A 21,037-nucleotide genomic window follows, 5' to 3' on the forward strand; every position below is an offset into this window, starting at 1 on the left:
AAGAGAAACGAACGAAACAATGGCTCGTATTACACAAGCTCTCCGCGGCGCGCTCCTGCTGGACTTTGTCGGCGCCTTCATCCTGGCCATGAAGTATTTCTTCAGGCCCAAGGCCACGCTGGCCTATCCGTTCGAGAAAGGCCCGCTGAGCCCGCGCTTCCGCGGCGAACACGCGCTGCGCCGATACCCGAATGGCGAAGAGCGCTGCATCGCCTGCAAGCTGTGCGAGGCGATCTGCCCGGCGCAGGCCATCACGATCGAGGCGGAGCCGCGCGCGGACGGTTCGCGCCGCACGACGCGCTACGACATCGACATGGTGAAATGCATCTATTGCGGTTACTGCCAGGAGGCCTGCCCGGTGGATGCGATTGTCGAGGGACCGAACTTCGAATTCGCGACCGAGACGCGCGAAGAGCTTTATTATGACAAGGACCGGCTGCTGGCGAACGGTGATCGCTGGGAGCGGGAAATCGCACGCAATCTGGAACTGGACGCGCCTTACCGCTAGGGCGGGCGCTTCGCGCCGGGCGGCTCCGCCATGGCGTGATTTTAACGGGAAGAGACGGGGCAGGGCATGATCTTACAGGCGATCGCCTTCTGGATACTGGCCGGGGTCGCGGTTTCCGCGGCCTTCATGGTCGTGGCCGCGCGCAATCCCGTGCGCTCGGTCATGTGGCTGATCCTCACCTTTTTCACCACGGCGGGCCTGTTCGTGCTGATTGGCGCGGAGTTTCTGGCGATGCTGCTGGTCGTAGTTTATGTGGGCGCGGTCGCTGTGCTGTTCCTGTTCGTCGTGATGATGCTGGACGTCGATTTCGTCGAGCTGAAACAGGGCTTTCTGCAATATATGCCGGTGGGCGCGCTGATCGCGCTGATCATGCTGGCCGAGATGGCGTTTGTCGGCGCCAGCTGGGCCGCTTCGCGCGGCGAGGCTGCCGCACAGCCGCCGGCCATTCCTGTATCCGCCTCCAATATCGAGGCGATCGGGGCGGTGCTCTACACCGAATATGTCTATTTCTTCCAGGCCGCCGGCATGGTTCTGCTGGTCGCCATGATCGGCGCCATCGTGCTGACGCTGCGTCATCGCGAAGGGGTGAAGCGTCAGGATGTCGGCAAGCAGGTCGGCCGCAAGCGGGATGAAGCGGTGGAGCTGGTCGATATCGAACAGGGCGAGGGGATTGGTTAGATGATCGGACTCGCACATTATCTCACGCTCGCCGCCATTCTTTTTACGATTGGCGTGTTCGGCATTTTCACCAACCGCAAGAACGTCATCATCATCCTGATGTCGATCGAGCTTCTGCTGCTTGCGGTGAACATCAATCTGGTCGCCTTCTCGGTCTATCTGGGCGAAATCGCGGGGCAGATTTTCGCGATGTTCGTTCTGACGGTCGCGGCGGCTGAAGCGGCCGTCGGGCTGGCCGTTCTGGTGGTTTATTTCCGCAACCGCGGCGACATCGCGGTTGAAGACATCAATCTGATGAAGGGTTAGGCGGGGGATGTACGCGATAATCGTATTCGGCCCGCTGCTGGGCGCGGCCATCGCGGGGCTTTTGCAACGCTATATCGGCGACCGGGCGGCCATGTGGATCACCACGCTGCTGGTCTGCCTGTCGGCGGGGCTGTCGCTCTACGCCTTCTATGACGTGGCGTTTGCCGGCAATGAGCTGACCATAGAGATCGCGCGCTGGTTCGATATCGGCGCGTTCCAGACCTCCTGGTCGATGCGGATAGACACGCTGTCCGCTGTGATGCTGGTCGTGGTCACGTTCGTGTCCTCGCTCGTCCACATCTATTCGTTCGGCTATATGAGCCACGATCCGCACCGGGCGCGGTTCTTCTCCTATCTCTCGCTGTTCACCTTCGCGATGCTGATGCTGGTGACCGCGAACGACTTCATGCAGCTCTTCTTTGGCTGGGAAGGCGTGGGGCTGGCCTCCTATCTGCTGATCGGATTCTGGTACAAGAAGCCGACAGCGAATTCGGCGGCCATCAAGGCGTTCGTCACCAACCGCGTGGGCGATTTCGGCTTTGCGCTCGGCATCATGGCGATCTTCCTGATCTTCGGGACGATCCAGTTCGATGGCGTGTTCGCGCAGGTTGCGGCCATGCAGGGGCAGGCGACCGAATTCCTCGGCATGCGCTTCTATGCAGTCGAGATCATCGCCTTCCTCCTGTTCATCGGCGCGATGGGCAAGTCCGCCCAGTTTTTCCTCCACGTCTGGCTGCCGGACGCCATGGAGGGCCCGACGCCGGTCTCCGCGCTGATCCACGCCGCCACCATGGTGACGGCGGGCGTGTTCCTTGTGGTGCGTTGTTCGCCGATTTTCGAGGCGGCCCCGGTCGCCTCCGCCATCGTGGCGGTCATCGGCGCGATTACCGCCTTCTTTGCCGCGACCATCGGTATGGCGCAGAACGACATCAAGCGCGTGGTGGCTTACTCCACCTGCTCGCAGCTGGGGTACATGTTCTTCGCCGCCGGTCTTGGCCTTTATGGCGCGGCGATGTTCCACCTGTTCACGCACGCCTTCTTCAAGGCGCTGCTCTTCCTGGGCTCGGGCTCGGTCATCCACGCCCTGCATGATGAGCAGGACATGCGGAAGATGGGCGGCATGTGGAAGGTCATTCCCTGGACTTACGCCGTCATGCTGATCGGCACGCTGGCCCTGACCGGCGTCGGCATCCCGGGCACGAAGCTGGGCTTTGCCGGCTTCTTCTCCAAGGACGCCATTATCGAGGGCGCTTTCGCGGTCGCCGCCGACACCGGATCGCAGGTTGCGACGCTGGCCTTCTGGGCCGGCGTGGTCGCCGCCTTGCTGACCTCATTCTATTCCTGGCGCCTGATCTTCATGACGTTCCACGGCAAGCATCGCGGGCCGCAGGAGCATTTCGAGAAGGCGCACGAGTCGCCGCTGGTCATGATGGGGCCGCTGCTGATCCTGGCGGTCGGCGCCGTGTTCGCCGGCGCATTGTTCTACTCGCCGTTCGTGGGCGATGCGAAAGACGGGTTCTGGCGTGAGAGCGTAACCTTTGCTTCCGCTGCGTCGCACGGCGAGGAAGCGGAGCATGGCGAAGATCTTCACGCTGAAGCCGGCCATTCGGACGAAGCGTCTGAAACCGCGGAGAACGTTACGGGGCAACTGACAGGCGACGAGGCCGACACCGAAGCCGCCGAGGCGCATGCCGAGGGAGGCGAGGGCGCCGCCCATGCCGCTTCAGAGGAGCACGGCGAAGAACATGGCGGGCATCACGTGCCGGTCTGGGTTCTCTGGACGCCGTTCGTCGTGACGCTGCTGGGCTTCCTGGGCGCGGTGTTCTTCTATCTGATGCGTCCGGGCATCCCGCGGCGCATCGGGGAGAGCGGCGGGCCGCTGCACAGCTTCCTCTATAACAAGTGGTTCTTCGACGAACTCTATAACGCGACCTTCGTGCGCGGCGCGCGCGGACTGGGCGACCTGTTCTGGAAAGTCGGCGATGTGCGCATCGTTGACGGGCTGGGCCCCAACGGGGTGGCCCGTGCGGTGCGCTCCGGCGCGTCACGGCTGTCGCGGCTGCAAACCGGATATTTGTATCATTATGCGCTTGTCATGCTGATCGCCGTCGTGGCGATTGCCGGCGCCCTGATCGTGCTGAAGGGATAGGGCGAAGGCGATGTCTGATTTTCCGATTCTTTCCCTGACGACCTTCCTGCCGACGATTGGCGCGCTGCTGATCCTCGTGCTGAAGGCGATGGCCCGTCCGGAAGACGGCGAGGTGGTTGATCGCAACAGCCGCTGGGTCGCCTTGTGGTTCACGCTGGGCGCGCTGGCCTCGTCGCTGGTGGTGCTGTCCTGGTTTGATCCCAGCCTGGCCGGTTTCCAATTGACCGAAGAGGCCAACTGGCTGGGGCTGGATATTTCCTATCGCATGGGCGTGGACGGCATTTCCGTCCTGTTCGTTCTGCTGACCACCTTCCTGATGCCGATCTGCATCATCGCCGGCTGGCGGTCGATCAATACGCGCATCACGGAATACCTGGCCTCGTTCCTGGTGCTCGAGACGATGATGATCGGCGTGTTTACCGCCAAGGATCTCATCCTCTTCTATTTCTTCTTCGAGGCCGGCCTGATCCCGATGTTCCTGCTGATCGGCATCTGGGGCGGGGCGAACCGGGTCTACGCGTCGTACAAATTCTTCCTGTACACGCTCCTCGGCTCGCTGCTGATGCTGGTCGCGATCATCTATATGTATCTGCAGGCCGGAACCACGGACATCGCGATCCTGATGGATTACCGGTTCGATCCGGGCGTGCAGAAATGGCTCTGGCTGGCCTTCTTCGCCTCGTTCGCGGTGAAGATGCCGATGTGGCCGGTGCATACCTGGCTGCCGGACGCGCACGTCCAGGCGCCCACGGCCGGGTCGGTTATCCTGGCCGGCGTGCTGCTGAAGATGGGCGGCTACGGCTTCCTGCGGTTCTCGCTGCCGATGTTCCCGTTCGGGTCAGAATACTTCGCGCCTCTGGTGTTCGCGCTGTCGGTCATCGCCATCATCTACACCTCGCTGGTGGCGTTCCGGCAGACCGACATCAAGAAGCTGGTGGCCTATTCCTCTGTGGCCCACATGGGCTTTGTGACGCTCGGCATTTTTGCCGCCAACGCGCAGGGCCTGCAGGGCGCGATTTTCCAGATGATCAGCCACGGCGTCATTTCCGGCGCGCTCTTCCTGGCGGTCGGCGTGATCTATGACCGGATGCACACGCGGGAAATCGCCTTCTATGGCGGCCTTGTGCACCGTATGCCGGTCTATGCCGCGATCTTCCTGCTGTTCGCATTGGGCAATGTGGGTCTTCCCGGGACCAGCGGGTTCGTGGGCGAGATCCTGACCATGGTGGGCGGCTATCTGGTCAATCCGTGGATCGCGTTCGGCGCGGCCTTCGGCGTGATCCTTTCGGCGGTCTACATGCTGAACGTGTACCGCAACGTGGTGTTCGGCGAGATCGTGAACTCGAAGCTCGAGAACATTACCGACGTGAACCGCCGGGAGCTGATCACCTTCATTCCGCTGATCATCGCCACGCTGGCGCTGGGCGTTTTCCCGTCGCTGGTTACCGACATCACCGAGACCTCGGTCATGGACCTGGTCGCACATTATGAAGAAGCGCTCGCGCCTGCGCCCGAGACTTTGGAGATCCCGCTGGAGCCATGACTGAATCCTTCGCTGTAAACTTCGCGATCGCGGCGCCCGAAGTCTTCCTGGCTGTCGCTACGATGGGCCTGCTCGTCGCCGGCGTGATCATGGGCGACAAGTCCGCGCGCCTGATCACATGGCTCGCTCTGGCGACGCTGGCCGGATACGCGGCGCTCGCGCTGGCCGGGCTCGCCAATGGCGCCGGCGCGGCCTTTTCCGGCGCGCTGGTGGCGGACCGTTTCGCGGTCTTCGCCAAGGTTGTCATCGCGATCGGCGCGGGCCTGACCCTGCTGCTGTCCGACAGCTTCATGCAGAAAGAGAAACTGTCCCGGTTCGAATTCCCGGTTCTGGGCCTTCTGGCCGTTCTGGGCATGGGCATGATGGTGTCGGCGGGCGACATCATCGCCGTCTATATGGGGATCGAGCTGCAATCGCTGGCTCTTTATGTGATGGCGGCTTTCAACCGCGACTCCTTGCGGTCTTCGGAAGCGGGTCTGAAATATTTTGTCCTCGGGGCGCTCTCCTCGGGTCTCTTGCTATATGGCCTTTCGCTGATTTTCGGCGCCACCGGCGCGACCGATTTCGACAGCATCGCCGCCGCGCTGGCGCAGGAAGAGTCCCTGATGTTCACGATTGGGCTGGTCTTCGCGATCTCCGGCCTTGCGTTCAAAGTCAGCGCCGCGCCGTTCCATATGTGGACGCCTGACGTTTATGAAGGCGCGCCGACGCCGGTCACGGCCTTCCTGGCCGCCGCCCCGAAATTCGCCGCCATGGCGCTGTTCGCGCGCGTTCTGGTCGGCCCGTTCGGTGAGTTTATTGGCGACTGGCAGCAAGTGATTGTGGCGCTGGCCGGCATTTCCATCGGCGTTGGCGTGTTCGGCGCGCTGGCGCAATCGAACATCAAGCGCCTGATGGCCTATAGCTCCATCGCCAACATGGGGTATGCGCTGATGGGGCTGGCTGCGGGCACCCAGAACGGCGTCAACGGCCTGCTGATCTATATGACGATCTACCTGCTGTCGGTGATCGGCGTATTTGCCTGCATTCTGGCCATGCGCCGCAAGGACGGCATGGTTGAGCAGATCGACGATCTGGCGGGGCTTTCCCAAACCAATCCCGGCATCGCCGTGGCGCTGTCCATGTTGATGCTGTCCGTGGCCGGCCTGCCGCCCTTCGCGGGCTTTATTGCCAAGCTCTATGTCTTCATGGCGGCGCTGGACGCCGGATTGGTCCTGCTGGCGGTCTTTGCCGCGCTCGGCACGGTCGTCGGGGCGTTCTACTATCTGCGCATCGTCAAGCTGATCTGGTTCGATGAACCGGCTCAGGGCTTTGTCCGCCCGGGCCGGACTGTCGCCTATACCGCGTTCGGGTCGGCGGCTCTTGCCTTCCCGATCCTGGTGGTCTTCATCTTTCCGCTGATCTCTCAGGCGGGCGCAGCGGCGAGCGCGCTGTTTTCGTGACGCAGTCCGCGCCGCGCATTGAGCGGCTGGCCGAGATCGACTCGACCAACGAGGAAGCCAAGCGCCGCCTCGGCGCAGGCGCGGAGACGCCCTTCTGGATTTCGGCGACGGCCCAGACGGCGGGCCGGGGACGCAGAGGGCGGCCGTGGCAGAGCAGCGGCGGCAATCTCTTTCTCAGCGGCGCCTACCGCTTTTCCAGCGACCCGGGCGAGTTGGCGCAGCTTTCCTTTGTCACCGCCCTTGCGGCGTATGACGCTTTTGCGGCGCATGTGCTGCCGGGGGCGGTCTCTCTCAAATGGCCCAATGACCTTCTTCTGGATGGCGCGAAAGCGGGCGGGATTTTGCTGGAGTCAGGCACGGACGCCGTGGGCCGCTGGCTGGTTGTGGGGATTGGCCTGAATATCGCCGACGCCCCGGATAACACGCCTTACCCGGCGCTGGCGCTGGCGGACCGCCTTGCGCCGGGCCTGAACCGGCCACACCCCGATGACGTCGCGCGCGATCTGGCGGCGGCGTTCGAGTCCTGGCTTGGCGTCTGGCGGCGCGAAGGTTTCACTGCCATCCGCAAGGCGTGGCTGTCCCGCGCCAGCGGGCTGGGAGAACCGATCGTAGTGAAAGGCGGCGCCGAAGACCTCTATGGGGTTTTCGAGGATCTGGACGCTGGCGGCGCGCTTTGCCTTCGCCAGCCTGATGGCGCATTGATGCGCGTCGCGGCCGGCGATGTCTTCTTTCCCGGCAGGAAATAGGGACGGCAGCCATGCTTCTGGCGATCGATAGCGGCAATACGAATACGCTTTTCGCGGTCCATGACGGCGAGAACTGGCGGGCGCAGTGGCGCTCCGCCACGCATCAGTCGCGCACCGCGGACGAGCATGCTGTCTGGCTGGACCAGCTGATGAAGATGGAGGGGCTCAGCTTTGATGATCTGGATGGCTGCATCGTCAGCTCCGTCGTGCCGCAATCCATTTTCCATTTGCGCAACCTGGCCCGCCGCTATCTGGGCGTTGAGCCGATAATCATCGGCGAATCCGATATCGATCTGGGGGTTGGAGTCAGCATCTCTCGGCCCGAGGATGTGGGGGCGGACCGGCTGGTCAATGCGCTGGGCTGCCGGATTGTCTATGAGGGCGCCTTGTTGATCGTCGACTCCGGCACCGCGACGACGTTCGATGTGATTTCGGCGGACGGCAATTTCGAGGGCGGGGTGATCGCGCCAGGGATCAATCTCTCCCTGACCGCGTTGCATGAGGCCGCGGCGAAACTGCCCCGTATCGCGATACAGAAACCGCCCAGAACGATCGGAAAAGACACCGTTGGCGCAATGCAATCGGGCATTTTCTGGGGCTATATCGAGTTGATTGACGGCCTGATCGAGCGCGTGAAGGCCGAATACGACCAGCCGATGACCGTGATCGGCACGGGCGGCGTCGCGTCCCTGTTCGAGGGCGCGGCGGAACAAATCGATCATTACGACCCGGACGTGACCATCCGCGGGCTTCTGGACATCTGGCAACGCAACAAGAGCAAGATTTAATGGCCGACACCGCCGTCCAACCTTTCGTTTTCCTGCCGCTAGGCGGCTGCGGCGAGATCGGGATGAACCTCAATCTCTACGGCTACGGGCCGGAAGAGAACCGCAAATGGGTCATTGTCGATCTGGGCGTGACCTTTGGCGACGCTTCGACGCCCGGCATCGACATCATCATGCCCAACGCCGGCTTCATTGAAGAGCGCGCCGACGATTTGCTGGGCATTGTCCTGACCCATGCGCATGAGGACCACATGGGCGCGGTGGCGCGCCTCTGGCCGCGCTTGCGCTGCCCGATCTACGCCACGCCTTTCACGGCCTGGCTGGTCCGGGACCGCCTGCAGGAATTCGGTCTGCTGAACGAGGTCGAGGTTATCGAGATCGGGCTGGATCACCGTTTCGAACTTGGTCCCTTCGATCTGCAGCTGATCACGTTGACCCACTCGATCCCGGAACCGAACGGCCTAGCGATCCGAACCCCGGCCGGCATGGTTCTGCATACCGGCGACTGGAAGATCGATCCCGATCCCCTGATTGGCGAGTCCACGGATGTCGAGGCGCTGAACGCGCTGGGGGAAGAGGGCGTGCTGGCGCTGGTTTGTGACTCCACGAACGTCTTTGTCGAAGGGCATACGGGCTCCGAGGGCGAGGTGCGGGAAGAATTGATCCGCGTGGTCGGCGAACAGAAAGGCAAGGTCGCCATCGCATCCTTCGCGTCAAATGTGGCGCGTATGGAAACCGCCATGGTGGCGGCGGAGGAAAATGGCCGCCGCGTCTGCCTTGTCGGCCGGTCGATGCACCGTATGTCGGCGGCGGCGAAATCGGTCGGTCTGCTTAACCAGTTCAAGCCCTTCGTTGACGAGAACGAGGCCGGCTTCTTCCCGAACGACAAGATTCTGTTCCTGTGCACGGGCAGCCAGGGCGAGCGCCGCGCGGCGCTTTCGCGCATCGCTTCGGGCGATCACCGCAATGTCAGCCTGGGGGAGGGCGATACGGTTATCTTTTCCTCCCGCGTCATCCCCGGGAACGAGAAGGATATAATCGAGCTGAAAAACCGGTTCGTGGAGCGCGGGGTCGAACTGATCACCGACCGTGACGGCGAAATCCATGTGTCCGGTCATCCGGCGCGCGACGAACTTCGGCAAATGTATCAGTGGGCGCGCCCCAAGCTGGCCATTCCGGTGCATGGCGAGCGCCGCCATCTGGTGGAACACGCCAAGCTCGCCCGCGACGTGCAGGTGGGGCAGGCCATCGCGCCGCATAATGGCGATCTGATCCTGCTTGGCCCCGGCAAGCCGGGCGTGATCGACGAGGTTCCGGCCGGGCGGCTCTATGTCGACGGCGACGTGATCGTGGATGCGGAAGCGCCCTCGCTAAAGGATCGCCGGAAAATGTCCTTTGTCGGTCATGTCACGGTCGCCGTTTCCATCGACGCCCGCGGGCGTATTCTTGAAGGCCCGGCTTGCCTGACGCGCGGCATTCCCGATGCGCCGGACTTCAGTCTGGACGCGTTCGAGGAAGAGATGGAAGACGTCGCGCATGAGACGCTGTCCCGCGCCAAACGCGTGGACGCGGAGGCGGCGGAGACCCTTGTGATGCGCGCGGTTCGCCGCAGGGCGCAGGACATCTGGGGCAAGCGGCCGCTGGTTGATGTTATTGTTCTGGACGAAAACGCTTGAAGGCTGAGGAGGTCGAACGTGAAAATTGGCCGGCTGAACCATATCGGCATCGCCGTTCCGTCTATCGACGAGGCGGCGAAGACCTATCGCGACATGCTGGGCGCCAGCGAAGCCACGGACAAGATCGAACTGCCGGAGCAGGGGGTCTGCGCCGCCTTTATCAGGCTGGATAATAGCGAGATCGAACTGATCGAGCCTCTGGGCGATAATTCCCCGATCACGAAATTTCTCGAAAAGAACCCCAAAGGCGGCCAGCATCACGTCTGTTTCGAGGTGCCCGACATCGTGAAGGCGCGCGACGACATGGTGGAAAAAGGCGCGCAGGTTCTGGGCACGGGCGAGCCGCGCATCGGCGCCCACGGCGTTCCGGTGATCTTCGTGCATCCGCGTGATTTCAATGGCGTTCTGATCGAATTGATGGCGGAGCCCCGTCACTGATGGGCATTGTCACGGGCATCGTCACTTTCGTCATTATCTGGTGGGTCGTGATCTTCGCCGTCCTGCCGTTCGGCGTGAAAGGCCAGTGGGAAGGCGATGGAGGCCCCGAAGGCACGGAGCCGGGCGCGCCTCAAAACCCGCAACTGGGCAAGAAGGCCCTGATCACCACGGGGATTGCCGCGGCTATCTGGGTTGTTGTCGCCCTGGTCATCACCTCTGGCGCGGTTACGCTGGAAAGCCTTCCGGCTCCGTTCGACATCCCGGAAGTCTGATCGGCGTTCGCGCGTTGCGCCGCCCAACCGGGCGGTCTATCAACGCGAACCGTTCATTTCCGGCCTCCGCGATTCAAAAAACATGCGTCTTTCCCGTTATTTTCTGCCTGTTCTGAAGGAAACCCCGGCCGAGGCGGAGATCGCTTCGCACCGGCTGATGCTGCGCGCGGGCATGATCCGCCAGTCGGCGTCCGGCATCTATTCCTGGCTTCCGCTTGGCCTGGCCGTTTTGAAGAATATCGAGCGGATCGTGCGCGAGGAACAGCATCGCGCCGGGGCTGTGGAGCTGTTGATGCCGACCATCCAGTCGGCCGATCTGTGGCGCGAAAGCGGCCGGTATGATGACTATGGCGCGGAAATGCTGCGCATTCAGGACCGCAAGGAACGCGACCTTCTCTACGGCCCGACCAACGAGGAAATGATCACCGAGATCGCCCGGGCCTCCCTGCGGTCCTACAAGGATCTTCCGAAGCTGCTTTACCATATCCAGTGGAAGTTCCGGGACGAGGTTCGCCCGCGCTTTGGCGTGATGCGCGGACGCGAATTTCTGATGAAGGACACCTATTCCTTCGATATCGACGAGGCCGGCGCGCGCCATTCCTATAACCGCATGTTCGCGGCCTATCTCAACACGTTCGAGCGCATGGGGCTGAAAGCCATCCCGATGCGCGCCGATACGGGGCCGATCGGCGGCGACCTCAGCCATGAATTCATTATCCTAGCCGATACGGGCGAGTCGCAGGTTTATTGTGATGCCGGAATTCTGGACATGAACGCGCCCGGGGCTGACATCGATTTCGATGACGTCGCAGGATTGCAGGCGATGGTCGATGAACGCACGTCGCTCTACGCCGCGACGGACGAAATGCACAACGCCAATGCTTTCGCCGCCCTGCCGCAGGACCGCCAGCGCGAGGCGCGCGGGATCGAAGTTGGCCACATCTTCTATTTCGGGACGAAATATTCCGAACCCATGCGCGCCAAGGTGTCCGGATCGGACGGCCAGGACCGCCTGTTGCACATGGGCTCCTACGGGGTTGGCGTTTCGCGTCTGGTCGGCGCGATCATCGAAGCGAGCCATGACGAAGCCGGTATTATCTGGCCGGAAAGCGTCGCGCCGTTTCAGGCCGGCATTATCAATCTCAAGCCCGGCGACCCGGACGCCGACCGTGTGACGGCTCAGTTTGAAGAGGCCATGACACTGGCCGGACGCGAGCCGCTGGTCGACGATTCCGAAGAGCGGCCGGGCGCGAAGTTCGCGCGCATGGATCTGATCGGCCTGCCCTGGCAGGTGGTGATCGGGCCGCGCGGCCTTCAGAACGGCGTGGTGGAGCTGAAGCGCCGCGCCACCGGCGAGCGTGAAGAACTGTCGCCCGAAGCGGCCATATCCCGGCTTCTGGAGGGCGCGGTTTGAGCCGCAACGGCAAGACCTCGCGCGGCGCGCCGCCCTTTTCGCTCTATGAGCGCCTGATTGCCGGGCGCCTGCTGTTTGCTACGCGCAAGGATGGCGGCGTGGCCCTGATGTCGATCATCGCCTTTGTCGGGGTGGCGCTGGCCGTGGCGGCGCTGATCGCCGTCATGTCGATCATGAACGGCTTTCGCTACGAACTGGTCAGCCGGCTGCTGGGCGTTGACGGCCATGTCTATGTGCAGGCCCCGAACATGAGTCTGGAGGAGGCGGCGAAGCTGCAAGGCCGCCTGACAGAGCTTGGCCCGGTCGAAACGGTCTATCCCATGGTCGCTGGACAGGCGCTCGCCTCCACTCAGGGCGCCGTTGCGCCGGTGGTGATCCGGGGCGTGACGCCGCAGGACATGGCGGAAACACCGTTCCTGGTCGAGAAGCTGAATAATGGCGGCAGCCCCGAGTTCGGCGAGGGCCGGAACGGCGGGGAGGTGGTCTATACAGGCAAGCGTCTCGCCGAACAGCTTGGCCTTTCAATAGGCGACGCCATCACCATAATTTCCCCGCAGGGCGCGCAAACGCCATTCGGGACCTCCGTGCGGCGTAAATCCTATCTGATTGGCGATTACATAGAGATCGGCCTGACAGAGCTGGATGGCGTGCTCGTCTATATGCCGCTGGACCAGGCGCAGCTTTTCCTCGGCAAGGGGGATCAGGTTGATCAGGTTGAGGTGCGGCTCAATAACCCCGATGAAATTGACGCGGGCGTTCAGGCGGTGCGCGCGGCTTTGTCGCCGGGATATTTCGTTTTCGACTGGCGGGACCGGAACAGAAGCCTGTTCAACGCCCTCCAGGTGGAGCGCATGGCCATGCGGTTGATCCTGATGCTGGTCGTGCTGATCGCCGCGCTCAACATCATATCCGGCTTTACCATGATGGTCCGGAACAAGGCGGGGGATATTGCCATCCTTCGCACCGTGGGCGCGCCGCGGGCCGCGATCATGCGGGTTTTCCTGATGTCCGGCGCCTCTCTTGGCGCGCTGGGCACGCTGACCGGTCTGATCCTTGGCGTCCTGTTCTGCGAATTCATAGGCCCGATTCAGGGATTCCTTGAATTTATCTTTCAAACCAATCTCTTTGACGCTGAAGTTTATGGCCTGGATCACCTTCCGGCGCGGATTGATTACGCCGAGGTCGGCTTTGTCGCCTTCTGGGGTTTCCTGGTTTCCGTAGTCGTGACCCTGATCCCGGCCTGGTTCGCCGCACGCGTCGATCCCGTGGAGGCGCTGCGCTATGAGTGACCGGTCTTCCACGCTTTCGGTGCGCGGGATAGAGCGCAATTATCAGACGGGCGATCAGGTTCTGCATGTCCTGAAGGGCGCGAATATCGACATCGCGGCCGGGGAAATTGTCGGGCTGGTCGGTCCGTCAGGCTGCGGCAAGTCATCCCTGCTTCACGCCATTGGTCTTCTTGAGCGGCCCAATGCGGGCAGCGTCTGGATCAAGGGCGAGGACGCGCTGGCGCTTTCCGACCGGCAGCGCACGCGCCTTCGCCGGGATTCCGTGGGCTTCGTCTATCAGTTCCATCACCTGCTGCCGGAATTCTCGGCGCTGGATAATGTCGCCATACCCCAGATGATCACGGGGAAGGGGCGCCGCGCCGCGCGGGAAGAGGCGGAGGCCCTGCTGGTCGAGCTTGGGCTTGGCGAGCGCCTCACTCACCAGCCGGCGCAGCTTTCCGGGGGTGAGCGCCAGCGCGTGGCCATAGCCCGGGCGCTGGTGAATGATCCCGATATCCTTCTGGCGGATGAGCCAACCGGCAATCTTGACCCTGAAACCTCCGACGGCGTGTTCACGGCGCTGACGCGGCTGGCGCGCGAGCGAAATCTCGCGGCCCTGATCGCCACGCACAATCATGACCTGGCCGCCGCGACGGACCGCGTTCTGACGCTGGAACACGGCCTGATCGAACCCTCCCGATAAAAAGTTCTTGAAATGTTCTCATTCTCGGAATAAGAACAAAACACGAACTCAATTGGAGGATGACATGCACAAGAATCTTCTCAAAGACGCCGCCGCTCTTTCCGTCACCGCCGGTCTGCTGTGGATGGTTACAGCCTGGAGTCTGGTTCTGGGCGGCTAGCCGGGGCTAGGCTGATCCATAGCCCTTTCGCGAGTCGCGTGGCGATCCATGTCTTCAACTCCGCCCTTTATTCATCTGCGCGTCCGGTCCGCCTATTCCCTGCTTGAGGGCGCGATCCGGATAGACCAGCTGGCCGAGCTGTGCCGGGAACGGCAGATGCCGGCCGTGGCGCTGACCGACACGAACAATCTGTTCGGCGCGCTGGAGTTTTCGGAGAAGCTGTCGAAGGCCGGGGTTCAGCCCATTGTCGGTTGTTCGCTCGCGGTGGCCCATGATGAGCGCCCGCTGGGCGAGACGCGGCGCGAACCGGTCGGGACAATTGCGCTGCTTGCGCAGGACGAGGCGGGCTACAAAAACCTGCTGAAACTCTCGAGCAAGGCCTTTCTTGAGGTCCAGAGCGATGAACAGGCTCATGTCGCCTTTTCCGATCTGGAGGCGCATTCAGAGGGGTTGATCGCGCTCAGCGGCGGTCCGGACGGCCCGGTCAACCGGCTGTATTGCAGCGGCGCGCAGGATGAAGCGGTCAAGCTGATCAACCGCCTGTCCGCCGCGTTCCCGGACCGGTTTTATATCGAGTTGCAGCGACACGACGTTGATCGTGAAAAACAGGCCGAGGCGTTCCTTCTGAACGAGGCCTACGCCCATAAGCTGCCTGTTGTCGCCACCAATGAAGCCTATTTCCCCGACCCGGCCATGCATGAAGCGCATGACGCGCTGCTCTGCATCGCGGACGGCGCCTATCTGGATTCACGCGATCGCCGGAAGGTGACGCGTGATCATGATTTCAAGACCAGTCAGGAAATGCGGGAGCGTTTCGCCGATCTTCCCGAGGCGCTGGACAGCACGATCGAGATCGCGCGCCGCTGCGCTTTCCGTCCGCGCACCAGCGCGCCCATCCTTCCAAGTTTCAATACCGGCGAAGGCCGCACGGAGAGCGAAGAGCTCGCCGTTCAGGCGCGCGACGGCCTGAAGGCGCGGCTGGCGAAGCTGGAGGCCGCGGCGCCGGTCGAGGATTACGAAAAGCGTCTGGAATATGAGCTCGGCGTGATCGAGGGCATGGGCTTTCCCGGCTATTTCCTGATCGTTTCGGATTTCATCAAATGGGCCAAGGCGCATGACGTGCCGGTCGGGCCGGGCCGGGGCTCGGGGGCCGGGTCTCTTGTCGCCTGGTCATTAACGATTACTGATCTTGACCCAATTCGTTACGGGCTAATCTTCGAGCGATTTCTGAACCCGGAACGCGTCTCGATGCCGGACTTTGACATCGACTTCTGTCAGGAGCGGCGGGGTCACGTCATTGATTATGTTCAAAAGAAATATGGCGATGACCGCGTCGCCCAGATCATCACGTTCGGCACGCTTCAGGCCCGGGCCGTTCTGCGCGATGTCGGCCGGGTGATGCAGCTACCCTATGGGCAGGTTGACCGCCTCGCCAAGCTGGTGCCCAGCAATCCGGCCAACCCGGTGACGCTGGCTGAAGCGGTCCAGACCGAGGACCGTATTCAGGCTTGGCGGAAAGAGGAGTCGGACGTCGACACCCTCATCAGCATGGCCCTGAAACTTGAGGGCCTGTTCCGGAACGCCTCGACCCATGCCGCCGGCGTCGTGATCGGCGACCGGCCGTTGACCGAGATGGTGCCGCTTTACCGCGACCCGCGCTCCGACATTCCGGCGACCCAGTTCAATATGAAATGGGTCGAGCCGGCGGGTCTGGTGAAATTCGACTTTCTGGGCCTCAAGACCCTGACCGTCATTGCCCGCGCGCTCAACTATCTGGAAGAGCAGGACATCGTGGTCGATCTGGAGAAGGCCCCGGACGACGACGCGGCGACGTTCGAGCTTTTGAGCGCGGGCAATTCCATCGGCGTGTTCCAGATGGAATCGACCGGCATGCGCGACACGCTGCGCAAGGTGAAACCCGATACGATCGAAGACATCATCGCGCTGATTTCGCTTTATCGTCCGGGGCCGATGAAAAATATCGATTCCTATGTCGCCCGGAAATACGGCGATGAGGAGATTGATTATCTCCACCCGGATCTGGAGCCGGTGCTGAAAGAGACCTACGGCATCATCATCTACCAGGAACAGGTGATGCAGATTGCCCAGATCCTCTCCGGCTACTCGCTGGGCGAGGCCGATCTTCTCCGGCGCGCCATGGGCAAGAAGATCAAGGAGGAGATGGACAAGCAGAAGGCGCGTTTCCTCGAGGGAACGGCCACGCATGGCCTGACGGACGCCAAGGCCAGCCATATCTTTGATCTGGTGGCCGAATTTGCCGGCTACGGCTTCAACAAGAGTCACGCCGCCGCCTACGCCGTCATCGCCTATCGCACCGCTTATCTGAAAGCCAATTACCCGGTCGAGTTCCTCGCCGCCCTGATGAGTCTGGATATCGCCAATACAGACAAGCTGGCGATGATGTTCCAAGAGGCGCGGCGGATCGATGTCCAGATTTTGCCGCCGGACATTAATCGCTCCGAAGCCGATTTCGCGGTCGAAGACGGCGCGATCCATTATGCGCTCGGCGCGATCCGCAATGTCGGGCGGGCCGCGATGGAGCATGTTGTCGCCGCGCGCAAGGCGGATGGCCCCTTCAAGGACCTCTACGACTTTGCAGAGCGGGTCGACCCCAAGCTGGTGAACAAGCGCGCCTTTGAAAACCTGGCGCGGTCCGGCGCATTCGATTCTCTCGAGCCTGATCGCTCGAAGGCCTATCACGCTGCGGAAACCCTGCTGGCGCTGGCCGCGTCCAGCGAACAGGACCGGGCCAGTTCCCAATCCAGCCTGTTCGGCGGCGAAATGCAGGATTCCGTGCGCCCGCCCTTGCCCGCCGGCGCGTCCTGGACCGCGGTTGAACGCCTTGATGAGGAGCTGTCCGCGATCGGTTTCTACCTGTCCGGCCATCCGCTGGACGATATGGTGGACTCCCTGCGGTCCCGCGCCGTGACGCTCTTCGCAGAGGCCCCCGAGCGGGCGCGCGAGGGCGCGTCCGCGCTGCGCCTGGCCGGCATGGTCCGGGCGCGGCAGGAGCGGGTTTCCAGCAAATCCGGCGAGCGGTTCGCCTTTCTGGCCTTGTCGGACCCCACCGGAGAATTTGAAGTTCTGGTTCCGCCGGAAACCCTGCGCCGGTCCCGCGACGACATGGAGACAGGCGCGGCGGTCAGCGTCCGCGTGCGCGTGGACTCACGCGACGGCGATATCAGGTTTTTCGCGGATTCCGTTGAGCCGCTTGACCGGCAGATGTCGCAAGGCGTGGAAGGATTCCGGGTCTTTCTGTCCGATCCCAAGGCTTCCACGGCGATCAGCGAGAGCATCCGTCAGCTGCAGCGCGTAAAGGAAGGCGAGGGCGTCATACGCATCGTCATGCCCTTGCCGGAAGGGCAGGAGGGCGAGTTCGAACTGTCCGAACGGATACTTCCTGATCCCGGCGCCCGGCGCGCCCTGGCGGCGGCGGCCGGCGTGGATCGTGTTGAAGAGCTGTAATCAACGGTCCGGCGCGCTTGCGCCTTGAACGCGGCGCGCTTATAGACCGCCTCGCAAAACCGCACGCGGGTTCGGCCTGACGAACGGAGACATCGTTCGCTGGCCCTTTCCGGTGCCGTCCTCGTATTGAGGCGGTGCAGCCCGCGGAGGCCTAACCGGAGAAAAGGAAGAACGATTATGGCTCTGCCGGAATTTTCCATGCGCCAGCTGCTTGAGGCCGGCGCGCATTTTGGTCACCAGACGCATCGCTGGAACCCGAAAATGGATCGCTACATCTTTGGCGATCGCTCGAATATCCACATTATCGACCTGTCCCAGACGGTCCCGCTGCTGCATCAGGCGCTGGTGACTGCGCGTGACGTCGCCGCCAAGGGCGGCCGGGTCCTGTTCGTGGGCACCAAGCGCCAGGCGTCCGAGCCGGTCGCCAGGGCTGCGGCCCGCTGCGCGCAGTATTTTGTCAATCACCGCTGGCTTGGCGGCACGATGACGAACTGGGCGACCATTTCTCACTCCATCGCCCGTCTGCGCGAACTGGAAGACATTCTTTCCAACGACGACCAGAGCGGCCTGACCAAGAAAGAGCTTCTGGTCCTGAACCGTGAGCGCGACAAGCTGGAGCGTTCGCTGGGCGGCATCAAGGAAATGGGCGGCATTCCCGACCTCATGTTCGTGATCGACACGAACAAGGAGCAGATCGCGATCAACGAGGCGAAAAAACTGGGCATTCCGGTGATCGCCATCGTCGATACCAATTGCGACCCGGACCGCGTCGATTTCCCGATCCCGGGCAATGATGACGCCGCGCGCGCCATCACGCTGTATTGCGACCTGATGTCCGACGCCATTCTGGACGGCATGGCCGAAGGCCAGGAAGCTTCCGGCGTGGACCTGGGCGAGGCGGAAGCGCCGGTTGAGCGCGCCCTGCAGAACGCCGGCGACGAAATGGCGACGGAAGAAGCCAAGCCGGAAGAACAGGAAGCCGCCGCCGAAGCTCCGGCAGAAGCAGCTGAGCCTGCGGCTGAAGAGTCCGGCGATGATGCAAAGACCGACGCCGCCGGCGACGGCAAGGAAACCGAGAAGGCCTGATCTCAGGCCTTTTGACGACAAAATCCATACGGAGCTTCTAGTGATGGCGAATATTACCGCGAGCCAGGTCAAGGAACTGCGCGAATCCACCGGCGCGGGCATGATGGACTGCAAGACTGCGCTGAACGAAACCGGCGGCGATATGGAAGCCGCGGTCGACTGGCTGCGCAAGAAAGGCCTGTCCAAGGCGGCCAAGAAGGCGGACCGCGCCGCGACGGACGGTCTCATCGGCTTGGCGTTTGACGCCAAGGATGGCGGCATGACCGGCGCCATGGTCGAGGTAAACTCCGAGACCGATTTCGTGGCCCGGAACGAAGAGTTCCAGGCCGGCGTGCGCGCGATCGCGGCGGCCGCGACGGACGCCAATGACGTCGATGCCCTCAAGGGCGCGACGCTGGACTCCGGCGAGGACGTTGAAACCCGCCTGACCAACATGATCGCGAAGATCGGTGAGAACATGACCCTGCGCCGCATGGCGCGGATCGATGTCGCTCCGGGCGTTGTCACCGGGTACGTGCACAATGCGGCCGCAGAAAATCTCGGCAAGATTGGCGTTCTGGTCGGCCTGAAATCCGAAGGCGACGCCGACAAGCTGAACGAGCTTGGCCGCAAGATCGCCATGCACGTGGCTGCTGCGGCTCCGCTTGCCAAGGATGTCGACTCGCTGGACCCGGAAGTGATCGAGCGCGAGCGCACCCTGCTGGCCGATCAGGCCCGTGACTCCGGCAAGCCGGAAAGCATCATCGACAAGATGGTCGAGGGCCGCATGCGGAAATTCTACGAAGAGTCGGTTCTGCTGAACCAGCCTTTCGTGATGGATCCGGACGTTACGGTCAGCCAGCTGATCGAAAACACCGGCAAGGAGCTTGGCGCGTCTATCGAGCTTGTCGACTTCATTCGCCTTGGTCTTGGCGAAGGCGTCGAGAAAAACGAAGACGATTTCGCGGGTGAAGTGGCCGCGATGGCGGGCAAGGGCTGATTTCCGGTTTCGGCGGGCGGGCTGGCTCGTCTAGTATCGCGCGCTGTGACTGACTCGTCTGACCATACCGATATTTCCCGCGAGGCCGACGCGCCTCGCGGGGAACCGCGTTTCAAACGCGTTCTCCTGAAAATTTCCGGCGAAGCCCTGATGGGCGACAAGGCCTACGGCATTGACCTGGAAACGGCCGATCGCATTGCGCTTGAAGTGGCGGATGCGGTCAATCGCGGCGTGGAAATGTGCCTAGTGATCGGCGGCGGGAATATTTTCCGCGGCCTGTCCGCCGCCGCCAAGGGGATGGAGCGCGCCTCCGCCGATTATATGGGCATGCTGGCGACCGTCATGAACGCGCTGGGCATGCAGAACGCGCTGGAAAACCGTGATCTGGAAACCCGCGTCCTGTCGGCGATCCCGATGGACACCATCGCAGAGCCCTATATCCGCCGCCGCGCCATGCGCCATATGGAAAAGGGCCGCGTGGTGATCTTCGCGGGCGGCACCGGCAACCCGTTTTTCACGACTGATACCGCCGCGGCTTTGCGCGCGGCGGAAATGGGCTGCGACGCCTTGCTGAAGGGCACGCAGGTCGACGGGGTCTATGATGCGGACCCCAAAACCAGTCCGGATGCTGTAAGGTTTGACGAACTGGATTATCTTGAGGTTCTGTCACGCGATCTTCGCGTCATGGATGCTTCAGCCGTCAGCCTGATGCGCGAAAACGACATTCCAATCGTGGTGTTTTCGATCCGGGACCGCGGTTGCCTGTCACGCGTCCTGAGCGGGCAGGGCGCCTGTACAATTATCAAGAACATGCCTGGGGAGGGCGGCTCGAAATGAGCGGTGAATTCGACGTAAATGACATTAATCGCCGTATGGAAGGCGCGCTTGGCGCGCTGAAACATGAATTCGGCGGCCTGCGCACCGGCCGGGCCTCGGCCAGCCTGCTCGACAATGTCACGGTCGAGGCCTACGGCGCGCAGACGCCCCTCAGCCAGATCGGCAGCGTGAACGTCCCCGAACCGCGCATGCTTTCGATCAATGTCTGGGACAAGAGCATGGTCGGGGCGGTGGAGAAGGCGATCCGCAACTCCAATCTGGGCGTGAACCCGGTCGTGGACGGCCAGAACGTGCGTATTCCGATTCCGCCGCTGAACGAGGAACGCCGTCAGGAGCTGTCCAAGGTCGCCGGCGGCTATGCCGAACAGGCCCGGGTCGCGGTGCGCAATGTCCGCCGTGACGGCATGGATTCGCTGAAACGCCTCGAAAAGGACGGAATGATCAGCGAGGATGAACACAAGGCCTATGCTGACGATGTTCAGAAAGCGACCGACGCCTACATCAAGAAAGTCGACGAGGCGCTGAAGGCCAAGCAGGACGAAATCATGCAGGTCTGAACAG

19 protein-coding genes are annotated in these 21,037 nt (G+C 62.5%); all 19 read left to right on the forward strand.

Features of this window, described 5'->3' with window-relative positions; translation table 11 throughout:
- Positions 1–19 precede the first annotated feature (19 nt).
- Complete coding sequence (gene nuoI, locus H2040_RS00900; RefSeq protein WP_022697746.1) at positions 20–508, forward strand: NADH-quinone oxidoreductase subunit NuoI; 489 nt, start codon at positions 20–22, stop codon at positions 506–508.
- 66 nt (positions 509–574) lie between these two features.
- Entirely contained in the window at positions 575–1,186 is a 612-nt protein-coding gene (locus H2040_RS00905) for an NADH-quinone oxidoreductase subunit J (RefSeq protein WP_287153504.1), read from the forward strand.
- Complete coding sequence (gene nuoK, locus H2040_RS00910) at positions 1,187–1,492, forward strand: NADH-quinone oxidoreductase subunit NuoK (protein ID WP_022697748.1); 306 nt, start codon at positions 1,187–1,189, stop codon at positions 1,490–1,492.
- A 7-nt stretch (positions 1,493–1,499) separates the two neighbouring features.
- On the forward strand, positions 1,500–3,641 hold the full coding sequence (gene nuoL, locus H2040_RS00915) for an NADH-quinone oxidoreductase subunit L (protein WP_287153507.1): 2,142 nt from the start codon (positions 1,500–1,502) through the stop codon (positions 3,639–3,641).
- A gap of 10 nt (positions 3,642–3,651) precedes the next feature.
- Positions 3,652–5,184 (forward strand): NADH-quinone oxidoreductase subunit M, encoded by a 1,533-nt coding sequence (locus H2040_RS00920; RefSeq protein WP_022697750.1) that lies wholly within the window; start codon positions 3,652–3,654, stop codon positions 5,182–5,184.
- A complete protein-coding gene (gene nuoN, locus H2040_RS00925) occupies positions 5,181–6,626 on the forward strand; it encodes an NADH-quinone oxidoreductase subunit NuoN (RefSeq protein WP_022697751.1) in 1,446 nt (481 codons plus the stop codon). Before H2040_RS00920 ends, nuoN begins: the two co-directional genes overlap by 4 nt.
- Positions 6,623–7,372: a biotin--[acetyl-CoA-carboxylase] ligase gene (locus H2040_RS00930; protein WP_287153510.1), complete on the forward strand. Its 750-nt coding sequence runs from the start codon at positions 6,623–6,625 to the stop codon at positions 7,370–7,372. Before nuoN ends, H2040_RS00930 begins: the two co-directional genes overlap by 4 nt.
- Positions 7,373–7,383: 11 nt before the next feature.
- On the forward strand, positions 7,384–8,160 hold the full coding sequence (locus tag H2040_RS00935) for a type III pantothenate kinase (RefSeq protein ID WP_022697753.1): 777 nt from the start codon (positions 7,384–7,386) through the stop codon (positions 8,158–8,160).
- Positions 8,160–9,833 (forward strand): ribonuclease J, encoded by a 1,674-nt coding sequence (locus tag H2040_RS00940; RefSeq protein WP_287153513.1) that lies wholly within the window; start codon positions 8,160–8,162, stop codon positions 9,831–9,833. The genes H2040_RS00935 and H2040_RS00940 overlap by 1 nt, the downstream gene beginning before the upstream one ends.
- A gap of 18 nt (positions 9,834–9,851) precedes the next feature.
- Complete coding sequence (gene mce, locus H2040_RS00945; RefSeq protein WP_287153515.1) at positions 9,852–10,271, forward strand: methylmalonyl-CoA epimerase; 420 nt, start codon at positions 9,852–9,854, stop codon at positions 10,269–10,271.
- Positions 10,271–10,543, forward strand: a complete 273-nt coding sequence (locus tag H2040_RS00950; protein ID WP_022697756.1) for a DUF1467 family protein — start codon at positions 10,271–10,273, stop codon at positions 10,541–10,543. The genes mce and H2040_RS00950 overlap by 1 nt, the downstream gene beginning before the upstream one ends.
- Before the next feature lie 82 nt (positions 10,544–10,625).
- A complete protein-coding gene (proS, locus tag H2040_RS00955; RefSeq protein ID WP_287153518.1) occupies positions 10,626–11,957 on the forward strand; it encodes a proline--tRNA ligase in 1,332 nt (443 codons plus the stop codon).
- On the forward strand, positions 11,954–13,246 hold the full coding sequence (locus tag H2040_RS00960; protein WP_287153520.1) for a lipoprotein-releasing ABC transporter permease subunit: 1,293 nt from the start codon (positions 11,954–11,956) through the stop codon (positions 13,244–13,246). The genes proS and H2040_RS00960 overlap by 4 nt, the downstream gene beginning before the upstream one ends.
- Positions 13,239–13,928 carry an ABC transporter ATP-binding protein gene (locus tag H2040_RS00965; RefSeq protein WP_287153522.1) on the forward strand — a complete coding sequence of 230 codons (690 nt, stop codon included), beginning with the start codon at positions 13,239–13,241 and terminating at the stop codon, positions 13,926–13,928. The genes H2040_RS00960 and H2040_RS00965 overlap by 8 nt, the downstream gene beginning before the upstream one ends.
- Before the next feature lie 208 nt (positions 13,929–14,136).
- Complete coding sequence (gene dnaE, locus H2040_RS00970) at positions 14,137–17,574, forward strand: DNA polymerase III subunit alpha (RefSeq protein ID WP_287153524.1); 3,438 nt, start codon at positions 14,137–14,139, stop codon at positions 17,572–17,574.
- Between the two features lie 177 nt (positions 17,575–17,751).
- Positions 17,752–18,660, forward strand: coding sequence for a 30S ribosomal protein S2 (gene rpsB, locus H2040_RS00975; RefSeq protein WP_022697762.1), 909 nt, complete (start codon positions 17,752–17,754; stop codon positions 18,658–18,660).
- Positions 18,661–18,703: 43 nt separating this feature from the next.
- Positions 18,704–19,639 carry a translation elongation factor Ts gene (gene tsf, locus H2040_RS00980; RefSeq protein ID WP_287153526.1) on the forward strand — a complete coding sequence of 312 codons (936 nt, stop codon included), beginning with the start codon at positions 18,704–18,706 and terminating at the stop codon, positions 19,637–19,639.
- Between the two features lie 45 nt (positions 19,640–19,684).
- Complete coding sequence (gene pyrH, locus H2040_RS00985) at positions 19,685–20,476, forward strand: UMP kinase (RefSeq protein WP_287153528.1); 792 nt, start codon at positions 19,685–19,687, stop codon at positions 20,474–20,476.
- The gene (gene frr, locus H2040_RS00990; protein ID WP_022697765.1) at positions 20,473–21,033 is read left to right on the forward strand and encodes a ribosome recycling factor; all 561 of its coding nucleotides are present in this window, start codon (positions 20,473–20,475) and stop codon (positions 21,031–21,033) included. Before pyrH ends, frr begins: the two co-directional genes overlap by 4 nt.
- Positions 21,034–21,037: the final 4 nt, after the last annotated feature.

Origin of the sequence: Euryhalocaulis sp. (assembly GCF_013911995.1) — a bacterium.
Classification (GTDB): Bacteria; Pseudomonadota; Alphaproteobacteria; order Caulobacterales; family Maricaulaceae; genus Euryhalocaulis; species Euryhalocaulis caribicus.

What these genes read in the sequence shown, in the direction of transcription:
- H2040_RS00965 (WP_287153522.1), top strand. Translation starts at nt 13,239, where the DNA reads ATGAGTGACCGGTCTTCCACGCTTTCGGTGCGCGGGATAGAGCGCAAT.
- H2040_RS00940 (WP_287153513.1), top strand. Translation starts at nt 8,160, where the DNA reads ATGGCCGACACCGCCGTCCAACCTTTCGTTTTCCTGCCGCTAGGCGGC.
- H2040_RS00950 (WP_022697756.1), top strand. Translation starts at nt 10,271, where the DNA reads ATGGGCATTGTCACGGGCATCGTCACTTTCGTCATTATCTGGTGGGTC.
- nuoL (WP_287153507.1), top strand. Translation starts at nt 1,500, where the DNA reads ATGTACGCGATAATCGTATTCGGCCCGCTGCTGGGCGCGGCCATCGCG.
- nuoN (WP_022697751.1), top strand. Translation starts at nt 5,181, where the DNA reads ATGACTGAATCCTTCGCTGTAAACTTCGCGATCGCGGCGCCCGAAGTC.
- nuoI (WP_022697746.1), top strand. Translation starts at nt 20, where the DNA reads ATGGCTCGTATTACACAAGCTCTCCGCGGCGCGCTCCTGCTGGACTTT.
- H2040_RS00935 (WP_022697753.1), top strand. Translation starts at nt 7,384, where the DNA reads ATGCTTCTGGCGATCGATAGCGGCAATACGAATACGCTTTTCGCGGTC.
- dnaE (WP_287153524.1), top strand. Translation starts at nt 14,137, where the DNA reads ATGTCTTCAACTCCGCCCTTTATTCATCTGCGCGTCCGGTCCGCCTAT.
- rpsB (WP_022697762.1), top strand. Translation starts at nt 17,752, where the DNA reads ATGGCTCTGCCGGAATTTTCCATGCGCCAGCTGCTTGAGGCCGGCGCG.
- tsf (WP_287153526.1), top strand. Translation starts at nt 18,704, where the DNA reads ATGGCGAATATTACCGCGAGCCAGGTCAAGGAACTGCGCGAATCCACC.
- nuoK (WP_022697748.1), top strand. Translation starts at nt 1,187, where the DNA reads ATGATCGGACTCGCACATTATCTCACGCTCGCCGCCATTCTTTTTACG.
- H2040_RS00905 (WP_287153504.1), top strand. Translation starts at nt 575, where the DNA reads ATGATCTTACAGGCGATCGCCTTCTGGATACTGGCCGGGGTCGCGGTT.
- H2040_RS00920 (WP_022697750.1), top strand. Translation starts at nt 3,652, where the DNA reads ATGTCTGATTTTCCGATTCTTTCCCTGACGACCTTCCTGCCGACGATT.
- frr (WP_022697765.1), top strand. Translation starts at nt 20,473, where the DNA reads ATGAGCGGTGAATTCGACGTAAATGACATTAATCGCCGTATGGAAGGC.
- proS (WP_287153518.1), top strand. Translation starts at nt 10,626, where the DNA reads ATGCGTCTTTCCCGTTATTTTCTGCCTGTTCTGAAGGAAACCCCGGCC.